The sequence below is a fragment of the Kitasatospora phosalacinea genome, from assembly GCF_000717185.1.
GTDB classification, from domain to species: Bacteria; Actinomycetota; Actinomycetes; order Streptomycetales; family Streptomycetaceae; genus Kitasatospora; species Kitasatospora phosalacinea_A.
In genome coordinates this window covers 1-19,102 of the sequence record NZ_JNYE01000029.1, presented here as the reverse complement: position 1 = coordinate 19,102, position 19,102 = coordinate 1, and the positions used below count along the sequence as shown (strand labels likewise).

The following is a 19,102-nucleotide window of genomic DNA, read 5'->3' as shown; positions in this document are numbered from 1 at the left end:
CGTACGATCGGAACCGGAGCGAGAACTGCCCGGGCCCGGCCGAACTGCCGCCAGGCCCAGCCGCGTTGAGGGACGCGGCGCGCGTGAGTGACGGCATGCGGAGACCGCCCGTCCCGCCGCCCGTTGGAGCCCTCCATGGCCTCGCCCGCCGTCCCGTCCGCCGGCCCCCGCCCCGCCGCACCGCCCCCTGCCGACGCGCCCCTCACCGGGGCCCCGGCCGACGCGCCCCCTGCCGCCGGGCCGCCCGCCGACGCGCCGCCCGCCCTGTCCGGGCTGCCGATCGCGCCCCGCCGCCGCCCCGGGCGGTACGTCAGCGGCGGCCTGGCGCTGCTCGCCGCCGCACTGCTGGTGCGCTCGCTGGCCGGGAACGCGGCCTTCGAGTGGCCGGTGGTCGGCTCCTACCTGACCTCGCCGTCGATCCTGCGCGGCCTGCTGCTGACGCTGTGGCTGACCGGCGCGGTGGTCGCCCTCGGCTTCGCCCTGGGCACCGCGCTGGCGGTGGCCCGGCTGTCGGGCAACCCGGTGCTGCAGGGCCTCAGCTGGGGCTTCGTCTGGATCTTCCGGGCGACCCCGCTGCTGGTGCAGTTGCTGCTCTGGTTCAACATCGGGCTGCTGTACCCGACGCTGTCGCTGAGCCTGCCGTTCGGCGGCGAGCTGTTCTCGGTGGAGACCGTCGACCTGCTCGGCCCGGTGCTGACCGCGCTGATCGGGCTGACCCTGCACGAGGCCGCGTTCGCCGCCGAGGTGGTGCGCTCCGGCGTGCTGTCGGTCGAGCAGGGCCAGTTGGAGGCGGCCGCCTCGCTGGGCCTGGGCCGCGGCCGGGTGCTGCGCCGGATCGTGCTGCCGCAGGCGATGCGGGCGATCCTGCCGCCCGCCGGGAACATGCTGATCGGCACCCTGAAGGGCACCGCGGTGATCAGCGTGCTGGCCGTCCACGACCTGCTGTTCTCGGCCCAGATGATCTACAACCAGACGTACCGGGTGATCCCGCTGCTGATGGTGGCCACCCTCTGGTACGTCGCGGTGACCAGCGTGCTGTCCGTCGGCCAGTACTACCTGGAGCGGCACTTCGCCCGCGGCGCCACCCGCGGCGGCCTGCCGCCGACCCCGCTCCAGCGGGCCCGGGGCGCCTTCCGGCGCACGGCCGGGCGGTGAGCGCGGTGCCCGTACTGGTCGTGGTCGGCGCCGGGCCGCGGGGCACCGGCCTGCTGGAGCGGATCGCCGCGAACGCGCCCGCACTGCTGGGCCCCGGCGTCGAGTTGGACATCCACCTGGTCGACCCGCACCCGCCCGGCGGCGGCCGGATCTGGCGGTACGCGCAGTCGCCGCTGCTGCGGATGAACTCGATGGCCGAGGACGTCACCATGTTCACCGACGAGCGCACCACCATGGACGGCCCGGTCCGCCCCGGCCCCTCGCTCGCCGAGTGGGCCGCCGACCCGGCCGCCCACCCCCCGTACCGGCCCGCCGAGGACGAGGAGGTGGCCGCGGAACTGCGCGCCCTCGCCCCCACCGACTTCCCGACCCGGCGCGCCCAGGGCGGCTACCTGGACTGGGTGCTGCGCCGGGCCGCCGGTGAACTCCCGGACAACGTACGGCTGTTCGTCCACCAGGACACCGTCCGCAAGCTCACCGGCGGCCCGGACGGGCCGCAGCGCGTCCACCTCTCCGGCACCGTGCTGCTCGCCGACCGGGTGGTGCTCGCCCTCGGCCACCTGGACTCCGCGCCCGGCCCCGAGACCGCCGGGCCCCGCGCCTTCGCCGCCCGGCACGGCCGCACCTACCAGCCGCCCGCCTTCACCGCCGACGCCGACCTCTCCGGCCTGGCCCCCGGCGAACGGGTGGTGGTCCGCGGCCTCGGCCTGGCCTTCGTCGACCTGGTCGCGCTGCTCACCGAGGGCCGCGGCGGCCGCTTCACCCCCCGCCCCGGCGGCGGCCTGCGCTACCACCCCTCCGGCCGCGAACCCGTGCTGTACGCGGGCTCCCGCCGCGGCGTCCCGTACCACGCCAAGACCGGCTACCGGCTCCAGGGCCCGCTCCCGCCGTTCCCGCGCTACTTCGGCCCCGGCCTCGAACTCCCCGACGGGCAGGTCGACTTCCGGCGCGACCTGTGGCCCGCCATGGCCAAGGAGATCGGCTTCGGCTACTACCACGAGCTGTTCCACGGCCACCCCGAACGCACCGCCCTGCCCTGGGCCGAGTTCCTCGCCGCCTACGACCGCCACCCCTGGGACGGCCCCGAGCGGGCGGCCCTGGTCGCCGCCGCCGTCCCCGACCCCGAGGACCGCCTCGACCTGGAACGGCTCGACCGCCCGCTCACCGGCCTGCGGGTCGGCAGCCCCGCCGAACTCCAGCAGCACCTGCGCGCCCACCTGCGCGCCGACCTGGCCCGCCGCTCCGACCTGCGGCACAGCGCCGACCTCGGCGCCTTCTACGCCCTGCTCTCGCTCTACGGCCACCTCGTCCACCTGCTGCCCGCCCACCCGCTCACCGCCCGCTCCACCGCCGCCCACCTCGACGGCTGGTGGGGCGGCTTCTTCTCCTTCTACGCCTCCGGCCCGCCCGGCTTCCGCCTGGAACAGCTGCTCGCCCTCTCCGACGCCGGACTGCTGCACTTCCTCGGCCCCGACCTGCGGGTCGACCTCGACGAGGAGCACGGCACCTTCCGCGCCTCCTCCCCCGCCCTGCCCGGCCACCACGTCCACGGCACCGCCCTGGTCGACGCCTTCCTCCCCCGGCACGCCCTCGACCGCACCGGCGACCCGCTGCTGCGCCAGCTCCTGCGCGACGGCCGGATCGACGAGGAACGGCTGACCGACCCCGACGGCCACGCCTACCGCTCCGGGCTGGTCCGCACCGACCCCGACGCCCGCCTGGTCGACCCCGCGCTCGGCCACCGCCCGCACCCCCGCCGCACCGCCCTCGGCGCCCCCACCACCACCCGCGCCCCGGCCGCCTTCGCCCGCCCGCGCACCGACGCCCCGTCCTTCCGCCAGAACGACGCCGTCGCCCGCCGCCTGCTCACCGAGTTGCAGAAGGAGGACTGACCGCCCGGGCAGCCGCACCGGATACGCTCCAAGCACTCCGAGCCCTCCGGAGAACCGCCATGGCCAAGCAGCCCCCGCACCGCGACCCCGCCCAGGACGCCCCGCACGTCGCGCCCCCGGCCCGCGCCGCCGCCGGCCTGCCCGCGATCGGGCACACCCTGCGGATGGCCGCCGAGCAGATGTCGCCGGGCCGGGTGCTGTCCACCCTGCGCAAGGTCAACCAGCCGGACGGCTTCGACTGCCCCGGCTGCGCCTGGCCCGAGCCGGACAAGCCGCACCTCGCCGAGTTCTGCGAGAACGGCGCCAAGGCCGTCGCCGAGGAGGCCACCGAGCGCCGGGTCACCCCGGCCTTCTTCGCCGAGCACCCGGTGGCCGACCTCGCCGAGCGCTCCGGCTACTGGCTCGGCCAGCAGGGCCGGCTGACCGCCCCGATGCTGCTGGACGAGGGCGCCACCCACTACGTCCCGATCGGCTGGGACGAGGCCTTCGCGCTGGTCGCCGAGGAGCTGGCCGCGCTCGACTCCCCGGACGGGGCCGCGTTCTACACCTCCGGCCGCACCTCCAACGAGGCCGCCTTCGCGTACCAGCTGTTCGCCCGCAGGCTCGGCACCAACAACCTGCCGGACTGCTCCAACATGTGCCACGAGTCCTCGGGTTCGGCGCTCACCGAGACGCTCGGCGTCGGCAAGGGCAGCGTCTCGCTCAAGGACCTGTACCAGGCCGACCTGATCGTCGTCGCGGGCCAGAACCCGGGCACCAACCACCCCCGGATGCTCTCCGCCCTGGAGCGCGCCAAGCGGGCCGGGGCGAAGATCGTCAGCGTCAACCCGCTGCCCGAGGCCGGGCTCGAACGCTTCAAGAACCCGCAGACCCCGCGCGGCCTGGTCGGCGGCGGCACCAAGCTGACCGACCTGTTCCTGCAGATCCGGCTCGGCGGCGACCTCGCCCTGTTCCGCGCCCTCAACCACCTGCTGCTCACCACCCCGGGCGCCGTCGACGAGGCCTTCGTCGCCGAGCACTGCGCCGGCTACGAGGAGTTCGCCGCCGAGGCCGCCGAGCTGGACCGGGACGCCGTGCTGCGCGCCACCGGCCTGCCCTGGGAGCAGATCGAGCAGCTGCACGGCCTGGTGCTCGGCGCGCAGAAGGTCATCGTCTGCTGGGCGATGGGCCTCACCCAGCACAAGCACTCCGTCCCCACCATCCGCGAGGTGGTCAACTTCCTGCTGCTGCGCGGCAACGTGGGCCGCCCCGGCGCCGGGGTCTGCCCCGTCCGCGGGCACAGCAACGTGCAGGGCGACCGCACCATGGGCATCTTCGAACGCCCCTCCGCGGCCTTCCTGGACGCGCTGGGCCGGGAGTTCGCCTTCGAGCCGCCGCGCGCGCCCGGTCACGACACCGTGGACACCATCCGGGCGATGCGCGACGGCCGGGTGCGGGTGTTCTTCGCGATGGGCGGCAACTTCGTCTCCGCGAGCCCCGACACCGGCGCCACCGAGGCCGCGATGCGCCGCTGCCGCCTCACCGTGCACGTCTCCACCAAGCTCAACCGCTCGCACGTGGTCACCGGCGCCCGCGCCCTGATCCTGCCCACCCTCGGCCGCACCGACCGCGACGTGACGGCCGCCGGGCCGCAGTTCGTCAGCGTCGAGGACTCCATGGGCGTGGTGCACTCCTCCCGCGGCGGCCTGCGCCCGCCCGCGCCCGGCCTGCTCTCCGAGGTCGCGATCGTCACCCGGCTGGCCCGCGCCGTCCTCGGCCCCCAGGACCCCACCCCCTGGGAGGAGTTCGCCCTCGACTACGACCGGATCCGCGAACGCATCGCCCGGGTCGTCCCCGGCTTCGACGACTACAACGCGAAGGTCCGCCGCCCCGGCGGCTTCACCCTGCCGCACGCCCCGCGCGACAGCCGCACCTTCCCCACCGCCACCGGGAAGGCCAACTTCACCGTCAACCCGCTGACCGCCCCCGACGTCCCGGCCGGGCGGCTGCTGCTGCAGACCCTGCGCTCGCACGACCAGTACAACACCACCGTCTACGGCCTGGACGACCGCTACCGCGGCATCACCGGCGGCCGCCGCGTCGTCCTGGTCAACCCCGCCGACGCCGCCGAACTCGGCCTCGCCGACGGGCAGTTCGTCGACCTGGTCAGCGAGTGGACCGACGGCTCCGAACGCCGCGCCCCGCACTTCCGGGTGGTCCACTACCCGGTCGCCCGCGGCGGCGCGGCCGCCTACTACCCGGAGACCAACGTCCTCGTCCCGCTGGACTCGACGGCCGACATCAGCAACACCCCGACCTCCAAGTCCGTGGTGGTGCGCCTGGAGGCCGCGTAGCGGCGGGCCGCTCCGGGCCTCAGCCCGCCGAACCGCTCCCGGACGGCGCCACCGAACCGTCCCCGCCGGGGGTGTCCGACCCGCTCGGCGTCCCCGTCCCCGAGGGCGCCACCGAACCGTCCCCGCCGGGCGTCCCGGAGCCGCTCGGCGTGCCGGAGCCCGAAGGCGTCCCCGAACCGCTCGGCGTGCCCGAGCCCGAAGGCGTGCCCGAGCCCGAAGGCGTGCCCGAACCGCTCGGCGCGCCCGAGCCCGAGGGCGTCGCGGGGTCGCTCGGCGTCGCCGGGTCGGTGGGCGTGGCGGACCCGCCGGGCGTCGGGACGGGCGTCGTGGCGGGCGGGGTCGGCAGCGTGGAGGGCTTGGCGGGCTGGATCTTCACCGCGCCCAGCGGCACGTCCGGCACCTTCCACGCGCCGCCCGCGTCGTCCGCCGCGTCGTCCCCGTCCGGGCGGACCGCGCCCAGGATCGGCATGGCCCCGATCTGGGTGACCTTCACCACGTCGCCGGTGTGCGGGGCCTGGACGATCAGCCCGCCGCCGATGTACATGCCGATGTGGGTGGCGCCGCCGTAGTAGACGATCAGGTCGCCGGGCCGGATCTGGTTCAGCGGGACGTGCTTGAGCTGCGCCCACTGCTCCTGGCTGGTGCGCGGGATGGCCTTCCCGGCGTGCAGCCAGGCCTGCGAGGTCAGGCCGGAGCAGTCGAAGACGTCCGGCCCGGCGCCGCCCCACACGTAGTCCTTGCCGAGCTGCTGCAGCGCCCAGGCGACCGCCTTGCGGCCCGTCGCCGAGGGCGTCCGCTCGCCCTTGCCGAGCGCGCCGGAGGCCAGGAAGGCCAGTTGCGCCTCGTTGGCCTGCTGCTTCTCCAGCTCGGCCAGTTCGTCGCGCTGGGCGCCGGTGAGCGAGGCGACCAGCTCCTCGACCTCGGCGAGCTTGACGGCCACGTCGTTCCTGGCCTTCTCCTGCTCGGCGGCCAGCGCCTGCGATTCGGCGACGGCCTGCTCGGCGGCGGTGCGCAGCGCGGTGAGGGTCTCCCGGTCGGCCTTGAGCCGGTCCAGGAACTCCTTCTGCGAGCGCCCGGCGGAGTGCAGCAGTTCGGCGACCAGCACAGCCTCGTACGGGTTCTCGGCCATGAGCAGTTCGGCGTACCCGGAGACCTGGCTGTTGCGGTACTGCGCGGCGGCGAGCTGGGAGGCCAGGTCGGTGCCCGCGTCGACGGCGTTCTGCTGGAGCTCGGCCCGGGCGTCGAGGTCCTCGACGGTGGCCCGCTGCTCGGCGAGCGCGGCGACGGTGCCGTTGTACTGCTCGGTGGCGGTCTCGGCCTGCTGGTAGAGCGCGTGCAGCTGTTCCAGCATCGGCCCGAGGGTGCGCTTGGCGTCGGCCAGCGGGTCGGACCCGGCGGAGACCGTCAGGGCGCCCGGCTCGGGCACCGCGTACGCGGCCGAGGCGAAGAACGGCAGGGTGAGCGCGGCGGCGGCGAGCACCGCCCCGCAGCGCAGCGCGGCGCGCACCCACGGCCGCAGGCCGGTCGATTCGGTCCGCTGCCCTGCCCCCATCGGCCGGCCTCCCCTGGTTGTCCGTCGGCGATCGGACCGATCCTGCCACGCGGAGGCCCTTCCGGGGCAGGTGCTTTCGGGGCCGCCGGGTGAATTCTCATCCGGTTCCGACTGTGAGACCGGTCTCACCGGGGCCCCGGCCTCCACGGGAACGGGACGGTCCGGCAACTTCCGCGCCACGAAGGGAACCACGACTCCGCGTCCAGTTAACCTCCCGTTCACCATCCCTCCCTACCTTCGCCAAGGACAGCAACGTCAGTCCGACCACTTCGACGATTGTTTGGGTATGGAACACATCACGTTCCTGGTGGCCGTTGTGATCATCACGGCGCTCGCCTTCGACTTCACCAACGGCTTCCACGACACCGCCAACGCGATGGCCACCTCCATCGCGACCGGCGCGCTCAAGCCCAAGGTCGCCGTCGCGATCGCGGCGGTGCTGAACTTCGCCGGGGCCTTCCTCTCCGTGAAGGTCGCCACCACCATCTCGGGCGGCCTCGTCAACGAGAAGGCCGGACTGCAGCCCTCGATCATCTTCGCCGCCCTGGTCGGCGCGATCCTGTGGAACCTGCTGACCTGGCTCAAGGGCCTGCCCTCGTCCTCCTCGCACGCCCTGTACGGCGGCCTGATCGGCGCCACCGTGGTGGGCGTCGGCCTGCACGGCGTGAACTTCTCCACCGTGGTCTCGAAGATCCTGATCCCGGCGGTGGCCTCCCCGGTCATCGCGGGCGTGGCCTCCTGGGGCGCCACCAAGCTGGCGTACCTGATCACCCGGGGCGCGCCGAAGGAGGGCACCGAGAAGGGCTTCCGCCGGGGCCAGGTCTTCTCCTCCTCGCTGATCTCGCTCGCCCACGGCACCAACGACGCCCAGAAAACCATGGGCATCATCACGCTGACCCTGATCTCGGCCGGTGCCCTGCACGAGGGCGACGGTCCGCCGACCTGGGTGATCGTCAGCGCCGGCCTGGCCATCGCGCTCGGCACCTACATGGGCGGCTGGCGGATCATCCGCTCGATGGGCTCCGGCCTGGCCGACATCAGGCCGCCGCAGGGCTTCTCCTCGGAGACCGCGGCCGCGACGGTGATCCTGACCTCCTCGCACATGGGCTACGGCCTGTCCACCACCCAGGTCTGCTCCGGCGGCATCATGGGCGCCGGCCTGGGCGGCCCGTCGGGGAAGCTGCGCTGGGGCATGGCGCGCCGGATGGCCTACACCTGGTGCCTGACCCTGCCGGCCGCCGCCGTGGTCTCCGGGCTGGCCGCGCTGGTCGCCGACCGGGGCAACTGGGGCGTGGCCGTGGTCGGCCTGGCGCTGGTGCTGGGTGCCGGTTCGATGTGGGTGGTCTCGCGCCGCCAGCCGGTGCACGCCGACAACGTCAACGACGGGGCTCCCGCGGCCCCCGTCGTCGAGGCCCCCGCGGCCGTCGTCGCCCCGACCACCCTCGCGGCCTGAGAGGAATCCCCGCCATGAACATCAAGTGGGCCGCACTGGCCGAGACCGCGGGCGTCAGCCTGCTGGTGACCGTCGCCGTGGTCGTCGTCTTCGCGCTCGGCAACCTCGCCCTGTCCCGCCGGGAGGCCGCCGTGGCGTCCGGCACCGGCAGGGGCGTCCCGGCGCTGGTCGCGGCGGGCGTCTGCTTCGCGGCCTGCACGGCCGTGGTGCTGTACGGCATCTCGCTGATCGCCGCCAAGTAGCGCACGCACCGCCGGCGCGCCGCCGCCGAGGAGCGCACGCACCGCCCGGCGCGCCGCCGCCGGGCGCCGCCGCCGAGGAGCGCACGCACCGCCGCCGGGCGCGGCCGCGCACCGCACGACGAAGGGCCCCGCCGCAACGGCGGGGGCCCTTCTCGCATGTCGTCGCCGGTCGGCCGCCGGTCAGTCGTTGACCAGTTCCGCCGCCTTGGCCCCGGCGGGGGCGGCCGGGCGCTCCTCGTTGGAGGTGCGCAGCGGCACCTCGCGGATGAACAGCACCAGCAGGAAGCCCACCACGGCGAACGGCGCGGCGATCAGGAACACCGTGCCCACGCCGTGCCCGAACGCGTCGGTGACCAGCGGGACGACCTGCGCGGGCAGCTTCTTGAGGTCGGGGATGCCGTCGCCGCCCGCCCCGGAGGCGGGGATCCCGGCCTTGGCGAAGTTCTCCGCGGTGTAGCTGGCGACCTTGTGGCCGAGCAGCGCGCCGAGCGCGGAGACGCCCATCGCCCCGCCCATGGTGCGGAAGAAGGTGACGGTGGAGCTGGCGGCGCCGAGCTCGTTGCGCGGCACCGTGTTCTGCACCGCGAGCACCAGGTTCTGGCTGGTCAGGCCGAGGCCGATGCCGGCCAGCAGCATGTAGAGGGCGAGCAGCCCGTACGCGGTGTCGGCCCGGGCGGTGCCCATCAGGCCGAGGCCGACGGCGAGCAGTACGGTGCCCGCGACCAGGAAGCCCTTCCACTTGCCGTACTTGGTGATCATCTTTCCGGCGACCGTGGAGGAGACCGCCAGGCCGAGGATCATCGGCAGGGTGAGCAGGCCGGCCTGGGTGGGGGTCTTCTCCTTGGCGAGCTGGAAGTACTGGCCGAGGAAGGTGGTGGTGCCGTACATGCCGACGCCGACGAAGGCGCTGGCTACCGCGGCGAGGGTGACGGTGCGGTGCCGGAACAGGTCGAGCGGGATGAGCGGTTCGGCGGCGCGCTTCTCGACCAGCACGAACAGCCCGGCCAGCGCCAGGCCGCCGATCACCATGACGGCGGTCTGCCAGGAGACCCAGTCGTAGTTCTTGCCGGCCAGCGAGATCCAGATCATCAGCAGGCAGACCGAGGCGGTGACCAGCGTCGCGCCCAGGTAGTCGATCTTCGGCTTGCGGGCGGCGGCCTCGGGGAGCTTGAGGGTGCGCTGCAGCACCAGGATCGCGACCAGCGCGAACGGGACGCCGACGTAGAAGCACCAGCGCCAGCCGAGCCAGGAGGTGTCCACGATGACGCCGCCGATCAGCGGGCCGCCGATGGTGGCGAGCGCGAAGACCGCGCCGAAGTAGCCGCTGTAGCGGCCGCGCTCGCGCGGCGGGACCATCGCGGCCAGGCAGATCTGGCCGAGCGCGATCACGCCGCCCGCGCCGATGCCCTGCAGCACCCGGCAGAAGATCAGCATGCCGATGCTCTGCGACAGGCCGGCCAGCGCCGAGGCGAGGACGTAGATCACCATGGCGGCCTGGACCAGCAGCTTCTTGCTGACCAGGTCGGAGAGCTTGCCCCAGAGCGGGGTGGCGGCGGTGATCGACAGCAGGGCGGCGGTGACCACCCAGGTGTAGGCGGACTCGCCGCCGTGCAGGTCGGTGAGGATCCGCGGCAGGGCGTTGGAGACCACCGTGGAGGAGAGCACGGCCACGAACAGGCCGAGCAGCAGGCCCGAGAGGGCTTCGAGTACTTGACGGTGGGACATCCGGTCCTGCGGGGGTGTCGGGAGGGTCGTCGACATGCGTTTCCTTCGACTGAAATTTCGTTGCCTCAAGCAACTATACGTGGATAGTTGACTAAGGCAACTTTCTTCAAGCCCAGGTAAAGAAACCCTCCCGGCGGAGCGCCCTCAGACCCCCTCGGTCAGCTCGTTGAACCGCTCCAGCAGCCGGGCGAACTGCTCCAGCTCCCCCAGCTCCCACCCGGCCAGCGAGGCCCGGAACCGCGCCATCCGCTCCTCCCGGGCCGCCGCGAACCGCCGCTCGCCCTCCTCGGTCAGCGACACCAGCGAGGCCCGCCGGTCCAGCGGGTCGGTCTCCCGCCGCAGCAGGCCCAGCTCCTCGATCGCCCGGATCTGCCGGCTCACGGTGGCCTTGCCCACCCCGAAGTGCAGCCCGACGTCGGTCACCCGGGCCCGCCCGGACTCCCGGATGAACCCGAGCAGCACGTACGCCCCGGCCTCCAGCTCGGGGTGCACCAGCCGGGAGGTCTCGGCGGCCCGGGCCCGGCTGCGCCGGAACAGCGTCGCCACCTCCCGCTCGACCGCGAGAAACGCCAGCTCGGCGGGGTTCTGCCCGTCCAGGGGGTCACTCATGGCGGACAGTATCGCGCAGCCCGCGCCTCCCCCGGCACCCGACCGCCGCGTGGTACGAAGTAACGATTTGCCGGTTTCCACCCACTTTCCCCCTACGCAGAGGAGACGCCACACCATGGCCCACCAGGCAGATCCGGGCAAGGGCTTCCTCGGCGACCTCCGGGACGCGGTCACCCCGCGCGCGTTCTTCCTGGTCGTCGCGGTCCTGCTGCTCCAACTCGGCTTCATCACCTCGTACGTGGGCGCGCTGCACCACCCGACGCCGCACGAGCTGTCCATCGCGGTGGTCGCGCCGCCGGAGGTCGCGCCGAAGCTGGTCGGCGCCCTGGAGGCCGTCCCGGACGACGCGGTCCGCGCCTCCACCCTGCCGGACGGGGACACCGCCCGGGCCCGGATCAAGGACCAGAAGATCTACGCGGCCTGGGTCGTCGACCCGACCGGCACCGAGGACGCGCTGCTGGTCGCCGACGCCCGCGGCCCGGCCGCCGCCACCGCCGCGGAGGGCATCGTCACGAAGCTGGCCGCGAGCCAGGGCCGGACGGTGGTGGTGGACGACACCATCCCGCTGGCCAAGGGCGACGCCGAGGGCCTGTCCGCCTTCTACCTGGTGGTCGGCTGGTGCGTGGGCGGCTACCTGGTCGCCTCGATCCTCGGCATCAGCGCGGGCTCCCGCCCGGCCAACACCGCCCGGGCGGTGCTGCGGCTCGGCACGCTGGCGCTCTACTCGGTCGCGGCGGGCCTCGGCGGCGCACTGATCATCGGCCCGGTCCTGCACGCCCTGCCCGGCTCGATCGCCGCGCTCACCGGCCTCGGCACCCTGGTGGTCTTCTCGGTCGGCGCCGTCACCATGGCCCTGGAGTGCCTGTTCGACGTGGTCGGCATCGGCCTGGCGGTGCTGCTCTTCGTGGTGCTGGGCAACCCCAGCGCGGGCGGCGTCTTCCCGCCGCCGCTGCTGCCCGCGTTCTGGCGGGCGATCGGCGAGTGGATCCCGAACGGGGCCGGCACCTCCGCGGCCCGTTCGATCGCCTACCTGGACTCCACCAACCTCACCGTGCCGTTCCTGGTGCTGGCGGCCTGGGCGGTGGTCGGCGTCGGGGTGACCTTCCTCGCGGTGGCCCGCGCACCGCGCTACGGCCGCCCCGCCCCCGTCGGGACGTGAGCGGCCGCGGTCGTCGGAACCGGGGGCGGGGTCAGACCCGCTCGGGCTCCCGCCCCGGCTCCTGGTCCTGCCCCTGGGTGACCCGGTCGGACAGCTGGGTGAACACGAAGCGGTTCATCGCCCAGAAGCGGAAGGCCATCGCCAGCAGGGTGCCGATGATCATGCCGCTGAAGAAGTCCGCGACCTCCTGCGAGAAGTGGCTCACGTCCGGCTCGCGGAGGTCGAACACGTACCGGGAGGCGACCAGCGGGAGGTCGTTCACGCCCACCGCCAGCGCGCTGACCACGAAGAACCCGGCCGCCTCGCGCTTGCGCCCGGCCGCCCGGAAGGACCACTGCCGGTTCAGCACGTACGAGACCACCGTGGTGATCACGGTGGCGACGGTGAGCGCCATGACCGGCTTGCTCTCCAGCACGGACATCTTCAGGGCGAAGTTGATCAGCATGGTGAGGATGAAGCAGGTTCCTCCGACCACGAGGAACTTCACCAGCTTGCGGTGCTTGACCAGGAACGGACGGTAGCGCTCCGGAACTGCGGCCAGCGCGCGCTGCGTAGGGGACGGCATGCGGGAAGTGTCCCACGGGCCCGGAGCGGCAACCACCAGGGGCCTCGGAAGTGCACGCACTCCCGGGGCCCCCGGCTCCGGTCAGGCCGCCGCCACCAGCACCTCCGCGGGCTCCAGCGCGAGCCGCAGCACCTCCCGGACGTCCGACACCGGGTGCACCGACAGGCGCTCCAGCACCTCGGCGGGGACGTCGTCCAGGTCCGCCTCGTTGCGCTTGGGGATGATCACCGTGGTGACCCCGGCCCGGTCCGCGGCCAGCAGCTTCTGCTTCACCCCGCCGATCGGCAGCACCCGGCCGGTCAGCGACACCTCACCGGTCATCGCCACGTCGGTGCGCACCTTGCGGCCGGACAGCAGCGAGGCCAGCGCCGTGGTCATGGTGATGCCCGCGCTCGGGCCGTCCTTCGGCACCGCACCGGCCGGCACGTGCAGGTGGATGCCCCGCTCGCGCAGCCCGGTCACCGGCAGCTCCAGCTCGGCGCCGCGCGAACGCAGGTAGGAGAGCGCGATGTGCGCCGACTCCTTCATCACGTCGCCCAGCTGGCCGGTGAGCGTCAGCCCGGTCGAGCCGGTCTCGGCGTCCGCCAGCGAGGCCTCGATGTAGAGGACGTCGCCGCCGGCCCCGGTGACCGCCAGGCCGGTCGCCACGCCCGGCACCGCGGTGCGCCGCTCGGCCGGCTCCTGCGCCGCCTCCGGCACGTGGTGCGGGCGGCCCAGCAGCGCCCGCAGGTCGTCCGCGCCGACCGCGGCGGGCAGCTCGCGCTCGCCCAGCTCGGCCTGCGCGGCGACCTTGCGCAGGATCCGCGCGATCGACCGCTCCAGGTTCCGGACGCCCGCCTCCCGGGTGTACTCGGCGGCCAGCCTGCGCAGCGCCTCCTCGTCCACCGTCAGCTCGCCCCCGCCCAGGCCCGCCTTGGCGAGCTGGCGCGGCAGCAGGTGGTCGCGGGCGATGGCGACCTTCTCGTCCTCGGTGTAGCCGTCGAGGCGGACGAGGTCCATCCGGTCCAGCAGCGGCTCCGGGATGGCCTCCAGCACGTTCGCCGTGGCCAGGAACACCACGTCCGACAGGTCGAGCTCGACCTCCAGGTAGTGGTCCCGGAAGGTGTGGTTCTGCGCCGGGTCCAGCACCTCCAGCAGGGCCGCCGCCGGGTCGCCCCGGTAGTCCGAGCCGACCTTGTCGATCTCGTCCAGCAGCACCACCGGGTTCATCGTCCCGGCCTCCTTGACCGCCCGGACGATCCGGCCGGGGATCGAGCCCACGTACGTCCGCCGGTGGCCGCGGATCTCCGCCTCGTCCCGCACGCCGCCGAGCGCGACCCGCACGAACGAGCGGCCCATCGCCTTCGCGACGGACTCGCCCAGCGAGGTCTTGCCCACCCCGGGCGGGCCGACCAGCGCCAGCACCGCGCCCCCTCGGCGGCCGCCGATCTGGCCGAGCCCCCGGTCGGCCCGGCGCTTGCGCACCGCCAGGTACTCGACGATCCGGTCCTTCACGTCCGCCAGCCCGGTGTGGTCGGCGTCCAGCACGGCGCGGGCCCCGGCGATGTCGTACGCGTCCTCGGAGCGCTCGTTCCAGGGGAGCTCCAGGACGGTGTCCAGCCAGGTGCGGATCCACGAGCCCTCGGGCGACTGGTCGCTGGCGCGCTCCAGCTTGTCGACCTCCTTGAGCGCCGCCTCGCGCACCTTCCCGGGCAGCGCGGCCGCCTCGACCCGGGCCCGGTAGTCCTCCTCCTCGGACTCCGCCTCGCCGTTCAGCTCGGCCAGCTCCTTGCGCACCGCCTCCAGCTGGCGGCGCAGCAGGAACTCCTTCTGCTGCTTGGCCACGCCCTCCTCGACGTCCTTGCGGATCGAGTCGTTGACCTCCTCCTCCGCGAGGTGCTCGCGCAGCAGGCCCAGCGCGTACTCCAGCCGGGCCGGGCCGTCCGCCTCCAGCAGGACCTTCAGCTTCTGCTCGGCGGTCGCGAACGGCGCGTAGCCGATGTTGTCGGCCAGCTCGCCGACGTCCTCGATCGCGGCCACCCGGTCGACGATCTGCCAGGCGCCCCGGCGGCGCAGCCACTGCGTCGACAGCGCCTTGTACTCCTTGACCAGCTCGGCCGCCCGCCCCGCCACCGGCAGCCCGCGGTCCGACTCCTTGAACGCCGTGGTCTCCACCCAGAGCGCGGCCCCCGGCCCGGTCGTCCCCGCCCCGATCCGCACCCGCCGCACGGCCCGCACCAGCGCCGCCGGGTCCCCGTCCGCCAGCCGCCCCACCTGCTCGACCGTCGCCAGCGCCCCCACCGCCGCGTACGACCCGTCCAGCCGCGGCACCAGCAGCACCTGCGGCTTCCCCCCGCTGCTCCCGGCCCGCGCCGCCTCCACCGCGGCCCGCACCTCGGGGTTCGAAAGCTCCAGCGGAACCACCATGCCGGGAAGCACCACCTCGTCGTCGAGCGGCAGCACAGGCAGAGTGAGCGGAACGGACGTCGATGCCATGATCTCTCCCCAGTCAGTGAAGTTGAGCTGACCTGACTAAGGTTCGACGATCCCCGATTGTTCCCCGCCCCTTGTTCACCCCCAGAGAACACCCCCAGAGACCCCCCGGAGAACACCCCGGAGCAACGCACTCCCCCGCCGCGGCTACCCCTCGGCCGTCGCGGCCCGCGCCCGGGGCGCGGCCTTCCAGGCCGGTGCCCGCCGGGCCCGGCGCGGTCGGCGGGGGCCGCCGCCGCGGACGAGCGGCCAGAGGGCGACGCCCACCGCGAGCGCGGCCGGGTGGCCGATCGCGGTGACGAGGTCGGGGTCGCCGGTGGCCTGGTGCCCGATGAGGGCGAGGCCCGCGCCGAGCGCGACCTTCCGCGCGGTGGGGCCGAGCAGGCCGGCGAGCGCGCCGAGCGAGGCGAGGACGCCGTAGGAGACGCCGATGTCCGTCGCGTCCAGCAGGGCGGGTTCGGCGCCGCCCGCGGCGACCGTCGCGACGACGACGCCCTGCGAGAGCAGGGTCGCGGCGACGTGGCCCGCGCCGAAGACGCCGAGGGCACGAAGGCCGCCGATCCGTCGTTCCAAGGGTGCGACGGTGAGGGCGAAGGCCCAGAAGTACGGCATCCAGACCGGTCCGGCGACCCACAGGCCGCTGCCGACCAGGGAGAGCGCGGGGTGGACGAGCAGGTTGTGCGCGTCGGTGGAGGAGAGCGACTGGAGCCGGTGCACGGTGCCGGGGTCGCCGAAGCGGGCGTAGAGGGTGGTGCCGAGCAGCAGGGTGAGGTAACCGAGCGCGAAGGGGTTGGCCCGCGGGGTGGGGAGGGCCCGCAGCCCGGGCCGGATCAGTCGCCGTCGCAGCTCCGCGCTGGTCATGGTGCCTCCCGAACGCCTTGTCGTGCCCACGATACGGGGGGCGGGTGAGAGGTGTCTGAGGAACTTCTGTGAAGACCTTTGCCCTGGCACGTGCCGCTCGCACACGTACCGTTACAGCTCGCAAGTGCTGCGGGTAAGGTATCGGCCCGTGCCCGTTCCGAACGGGGACCTGCCAAACCTGATGCGTCCGTCCGCGGGGCACACCCGCGACGGAACAGCACGACGGAAACAAGACGACTACGAGCGGCGCCCGCCGTCCCCCCGGACGGCCGGACCGCGAGCCCTGGGGGCGGTGGCGTGACCGTGACAGAGATGCAGCAAGAGACGATCAGCAGTGGACCGGTGGGCACCCAGCGACGGGTGCTCGTCGTGGAGGACGAGCCGACCATCGCGGAGTCGATCGCGGCGCGGCTGGGAGCCGAGGGCTTCAAGGTGGCGGTGGCCCACGACGGGCCGGGCGCGGTGGACGGGTTCCACACCTGGCAGCCGGACCTGGTGGTGCTGGACATCATGCTGCCGGGCTTCGACGGCCTGGAGGTGTGCCGCCGGATCCAGGCGCAGCGCCCGGTGCCGGTGCTGATGCTGACCGCGCGGGACGACGAGACGGACCTGCTGGTGGGTCTGGGCGTCGGCGCGGACGACTACATGACCAAGCCGTTCTCGATGCGCGAGCTGGCGGCCCGGGTGAACGTGCTGCTGCGCCGGGTCGAGCGGGCCCAGCAGGCGGCCCGGACGCCCGCGCTGGGCTCCCTGCGCTTCGGCGAGCTGGAGATCGACCACGTGCAGCGCCGGGTCCGGCTGGGCTCGGGCGACGTGCACCTGACGCCGACCGAGTTCGACCTGCTGGCCTGCCTGGCGGCGCAGCCGCGCGCGGTGCTGACCCGCGAGCAGCTGCTGGCCGAGGTGTGGGACTGGACCGACGCCTCGGGCACCCGGACGGTGGACAGCCACGTGAAGGCGCTGCGCCGGAAGATCGGCGCGAGCTGGATCCGGACGGTGCACGGCGTCGGGTACGCACTGGAGGCTCCGCTGTCCTGACCGGTCGCCGCCGGTCCGGGCCTCCGCGGGGGCCCGCGCGGCGGCCCGGCGCCGCCGCGCACCGCGCCGGGGCGCGTCACCGAGGACGAGTCGCAGGGACACCATGACCTTTCCGCAGCAACGCAACGGGGACGCCGATCCGGCCGGTCCCCGGCCCCCGGTCGCGCGCCCCCCGCTCGCGGTGCGCGCCGCGCGCCGGGTGTGGGCGGACGTCCGCCCGTTCGACCCGGTGCGCTCGATCAAGGGCAAGCTGGCCCTGCTGGTGGTCGTCTCGGTGGTGCTGGCCACCGGGATGGTGGTGGTGGCGATCCGGTCGGAGACGCAGATCCGGATCATCATGATCTTCTCGCTGATCGCCTCGCTGCTGTTCATGCAGTTCCTGGCGAACGGCCTGACCGCGCCGCTGCGCGACATGACGGCGGCGGCCCGGTCGATGGCGGAGGGCGACTACAGCGCCCGGGTGGAGGTGTCCTCGCGGGACGAGATCGGCGAGCTGGCCGACACCTTCAACCGGATGGCGGGCGACCTGGAGGCCGCGGACCGGCACCGCCGCGAGCTGATCGCCAACGTCTCGCACGAGCTGCGCACCCCGATCGCGGCGCTGCGCGGCCTGCTGGAGAACGTGGTGGACGGCGTGGTGAAGCCGGACCCGAAGAACCTGGGCACCGCGCTGGAGCAGACCGAGCGGCTGGGCCGGCTGGTCACCCACCTGCTGGACCTGTCGAAGCTGGACGACGGCGTCGTCCCGCTGGACTCCCGTCCGTTCCAGGTCGGCCCGTTCCTGGACGGGGTGCTGCGCGGGGTGACGGTGGACGGGGCGACGGCCGGCGGCGCGTACGCCCGGCGCGGGGACGTGCGGCTGGCGCTGGACGTGCAGCCGCCGGACCTGGCGGCGGTGGCGGACGCGGAGCGGCTGCACCAGGTGGTGGCCAACCTGGTGGACAACGCCTGCAAGCACTCCCCGGCCGGCGGCACCGTGACGGTGCGGGCCCGGACGGCGGAGGGCGGCGGGCTGCTGCTGGAGGTGGAGGACCAGGGCCCGGGCATCCCGGCGGCGGACCGCGAGCGGGTCTTCGAGCGCTTCGGCCGCAGCGGTTCGCCGACCGCGCTGGGGCCGGGCAGCGACGGCGGGACGGGCCTGGGGCTGGCGATCGCGCGCTGGGCGGTGGACCTGCACGGCGGCCGGATCCGGGTGGCGGAGGCGGCCGCGGGCTGCCGGATCGAGGTCACCCTCCCCGGCGGGTCCCCGGTGCCCGCCTGAGACCGTGGCGGAACCGGTACGAACCGGGCCCGGCCGGCCGGGCCCGGCGTCCGGCCGGAGCCCTCAAGTGGTCCAGACCACTGGTTCGTCCGATTTTCTTCCGGTATGCCCACGATCATCCGGGGGTGGGTTCCCCGATTTCGGGCATCCCTAACGTGGGGATCCGGCCAAAACCGGCCCGACAATGTGATCTGGGCGACGCCCGACCGTCGAAAACTACGCGATCGCAGGTCAGAGGCGTAGCCTTAATCCCCGCTGTCCACCATCCCAAAAGGAAGCGGAAGAGGGCGGTTGCCCCGTGTCGCCACACCAAGAAACCCCCAGCTCGGCAAGCTCCACTGGCTTCGGCCCCAATGAGTGGCTCGTCGACGAGATCTACCAGCAGTACCTCCAGGACCCGGCTTCGGTCGACCGTGCCTGGTGGGACTTTTTCGCCGACTACAAGCCCGGTACCGAGGTGACTCCAGTGACCCAGGCCGCAACTCCGGTCGGCGCCCAGCCGACCCCCGTTGCCGCTCCCGCTGCCGCTGCTCCGGCCGCGCCCGCCGCCCCCGCGCCCGTCGCGCCGGCGCCCGCGCAGCCAGTGGCCGCCCCCGCCGCGCCGCCCGCGCCGAAGGCCGCGGCTGCGGCCCCGGCCCCGGCCGCCGCGCCGGCGAAGGCCGCCGAGGGCCCCGAGCGGGTGGTGCTGCGCGGTCCGGCGAAGGCGGTGGCGTCGAACATGGACGCCTCGTTGGAGGTGCCGACGGCGACTTCGGTGCGTGCGGTTCCGGCGAAGCTGCTGATCG

The 19,102-nt window shown here is 74.0% G+C and carries 15 protein-coding genes; 9 read left to right on the top strand and 6 right to left on the bottom strand.

From position 1 onward, the window contains the following. The first annotated feature begins 135 nt into the window (after positions 1–135). From OO57_RS15045 to OO57_RS15035, 3 genes are read left to right on the top strand one after another with little or no spacing between them, the layout of a single operon-like run. Positions 136–1,155 carry an amino acid ABC transporter permease gene (locus tag OO57_RS15045; RefSeq protein ID WP_033252956.1) on the top strand — a complete coding sequence of 340 codons (1,020 nt, stop codon included), beginning with the start codon at positions 136–138 and terminating at the stop codon, positions 1,153–1,155. Positions 1,156–1,160: 5 nt separating this feature from the next. Continuing rightward, positions 1,161–3,047 (top strand): FAD/NAD(P)-binding protein, encoded by a 1,887-nt coding sequence (locus tag OO57_RS15040; RefSeq protein WP_199811265.1) that lies wholly within the window; start codon positions 1,161–1,163, stop codon positions 3,045–3,047. Positions 3,048–3,106: 59 nt separating this feature from the next. Next, entirely contained in the window at positions 3,107–5,380 is a 2,274-nt protein-coding gene (locus tag OO57_RS15035) for an FdhF/YdeP family oxidoreductase (protein ID WP_033252954.1), read from the top strand. A 19-nt stretch (positions 5,381–5,399) separates the two neighbouring features. On the opposite strand, the gene OO57_RS15030 is transcribed toward OO57_RS15035, so the two are convergent. Beyond that, entirely contained in the window at positions 5,400–6,932 is a 1,533-nt protein-coding gene (locus OO57_RS15030; protein WP_051777646.1) for an NlpC/P60 family protein, read from the bottom strand. Positions 6,933–7,218: 286 nt separating this feature from the next. Between OO57_RS15030 and OO57_RS15025 the strand changes: the two genes are divergently transcribed. Beyond that, the gene (locus OO57_RS15025) at positions 7,219–8,385 is read left to right on the top strand and encodes an inorganic phosphate transporter (protein WP_033252953.1); all 1,167 of its coding nucleotides are present in this window, start codon (positions 7,219–7,221) and stop codon (positions 8,383–8,385) included. A 14-nt stretch (positions 8,386–8,399) separates the two neighbouring features. After that, positions 8,400–8,627, top strand: a complete 228-nt coding sequence (locus OO57_RS15020) for a hypothetical protein (protein ID WP_033252952.1) — start codon at positions 8,400–8,402, stop codon at positions 8,625–8,627. A gap of 180 nt (positions 8,628–8,807) precedes the next feature. On the opposite strand, the gene OO57_RS15015 is transcribed toward OO57_RS15020, so the two are convergent. Continuing rightward, on the bottom strand, positions 8,808–10,388 hold the full coding sequence (locus tag OO57_RS15015) for an MDR family MFS transporter (RefSeq protein ID WP_033252951.1): 1,581 nt from the start codon (positions 10,386–10,388) through the stop codon (positions 8,808–8,810). A 108-nt stretch (positions 10,389–10,496) separates the two neighbouring features. Beyond that, a complete protein-coding gene (locus OO57_RS15010) occupies positions 10,497–10,961 on the bottom strand; it encodes a MarR family winged helix-turn-helix transcriptional regulator (RefSeq protein WP_033252950.1) in 465 nt (154 codons plus the stop codon). 115 nt (positions 10,962–11,076) lie between these two features. On the opposite strand from OO57_RS15010, the gene OO57_RS15005 reads away from it, so the two are divergent. After that, on the top strand, positions 11,077–12,120 hold the full coding sequence (locus OO57_RS15005) for an ABC transporter permease (RefSeq protein ID WP_033252949.1): 1,044 nt from the start codon (positions 11,077–11,079) through the stop codon (positions 12,118–12,120). A 31-nt stretch (positions 12,121–12,151) separates the two neighbouring features. On the opposite strand, the gene OO57_RS15000 is transcribed toward OO57_RS15005, so the two are convergent. From OO57_RS15000 to OO57_RS43830, 3 genes are all read right to left on the bottom strand, one after another. After that, positions 12,152–12,685 carry a GtrA family protein gene (locus OO57_RS15000; protein WP_033252948.1) on the bottom strand — a complete coding sequence of 178 codons (534 nt, stop codon included), beginning with the start codon at positions 12,683–12,685 and terminating at the stop codon, positions 12,152–12,154. Positions 12,686–12,766: 81 nt separating this feature from the next. Then, positions 12,767–15,160: an endopeptidase La gene (gene lon, locus OO57_RS14995; protein WP_033252947.1), complete on the bottom strand. Its 2,394-nt coding sequence runs from the start codon at positions 15,158–15,160 to the stop codon at positions 12,767–12,769. Positions 15,161–15,304: 144 nt separating this feature from the next. After that, entirely contained in the window at positions 15,305–16,018 is a 714-nt protein-coding gene (locus OO57_RS43830) for a rhomboid-like protein (RefSeq protein ID WP_051777644.1), read from the bottom strand. 312 nt (positions 16,019–16,330) lie between these two features. Here OO57_RS43830 and OO57_RS14985 point away from each other — a divergent pair, with 312 nt between their 5' ends. The 3 genes from OO57_RS14985 to OO57_RS14975 all read left to right on the top strand — a co-directional run. Next, complete coding sequence (locus OO57_RS14985) at positions 16,331–17,056, top strand: response regulator transcription factor (RefSeq protein WP_033212075.1); 726 nt, start codon at positions 16,331–16,333, stop codon at positions 17,054–17,056. 103 nt (positions 17,057–17,159) lie between these two features. Then, positions 17,160–18,317: a HAMP domain-containing sensor histidine kinase gene (locus OO57_RS14980; RefSeq protein WP_051777642.1), complete on the top strand. Its 1,158-nt coding sequence runs from the start codon at positions 17,160–17,162 to the stop codon at positions 18,315–18,317. Positions 18,318–18,615: 298 nt separating this feature from the next. Then, on the top strand, positions 18,616–19,102 hold a 487-nt coding region (locus OO57_RS14975; RefSeq protein WP_033252946.1), incomplete at its 3' end, for a 2-oxoglutarate dehydrogenase E1 subunit family protein.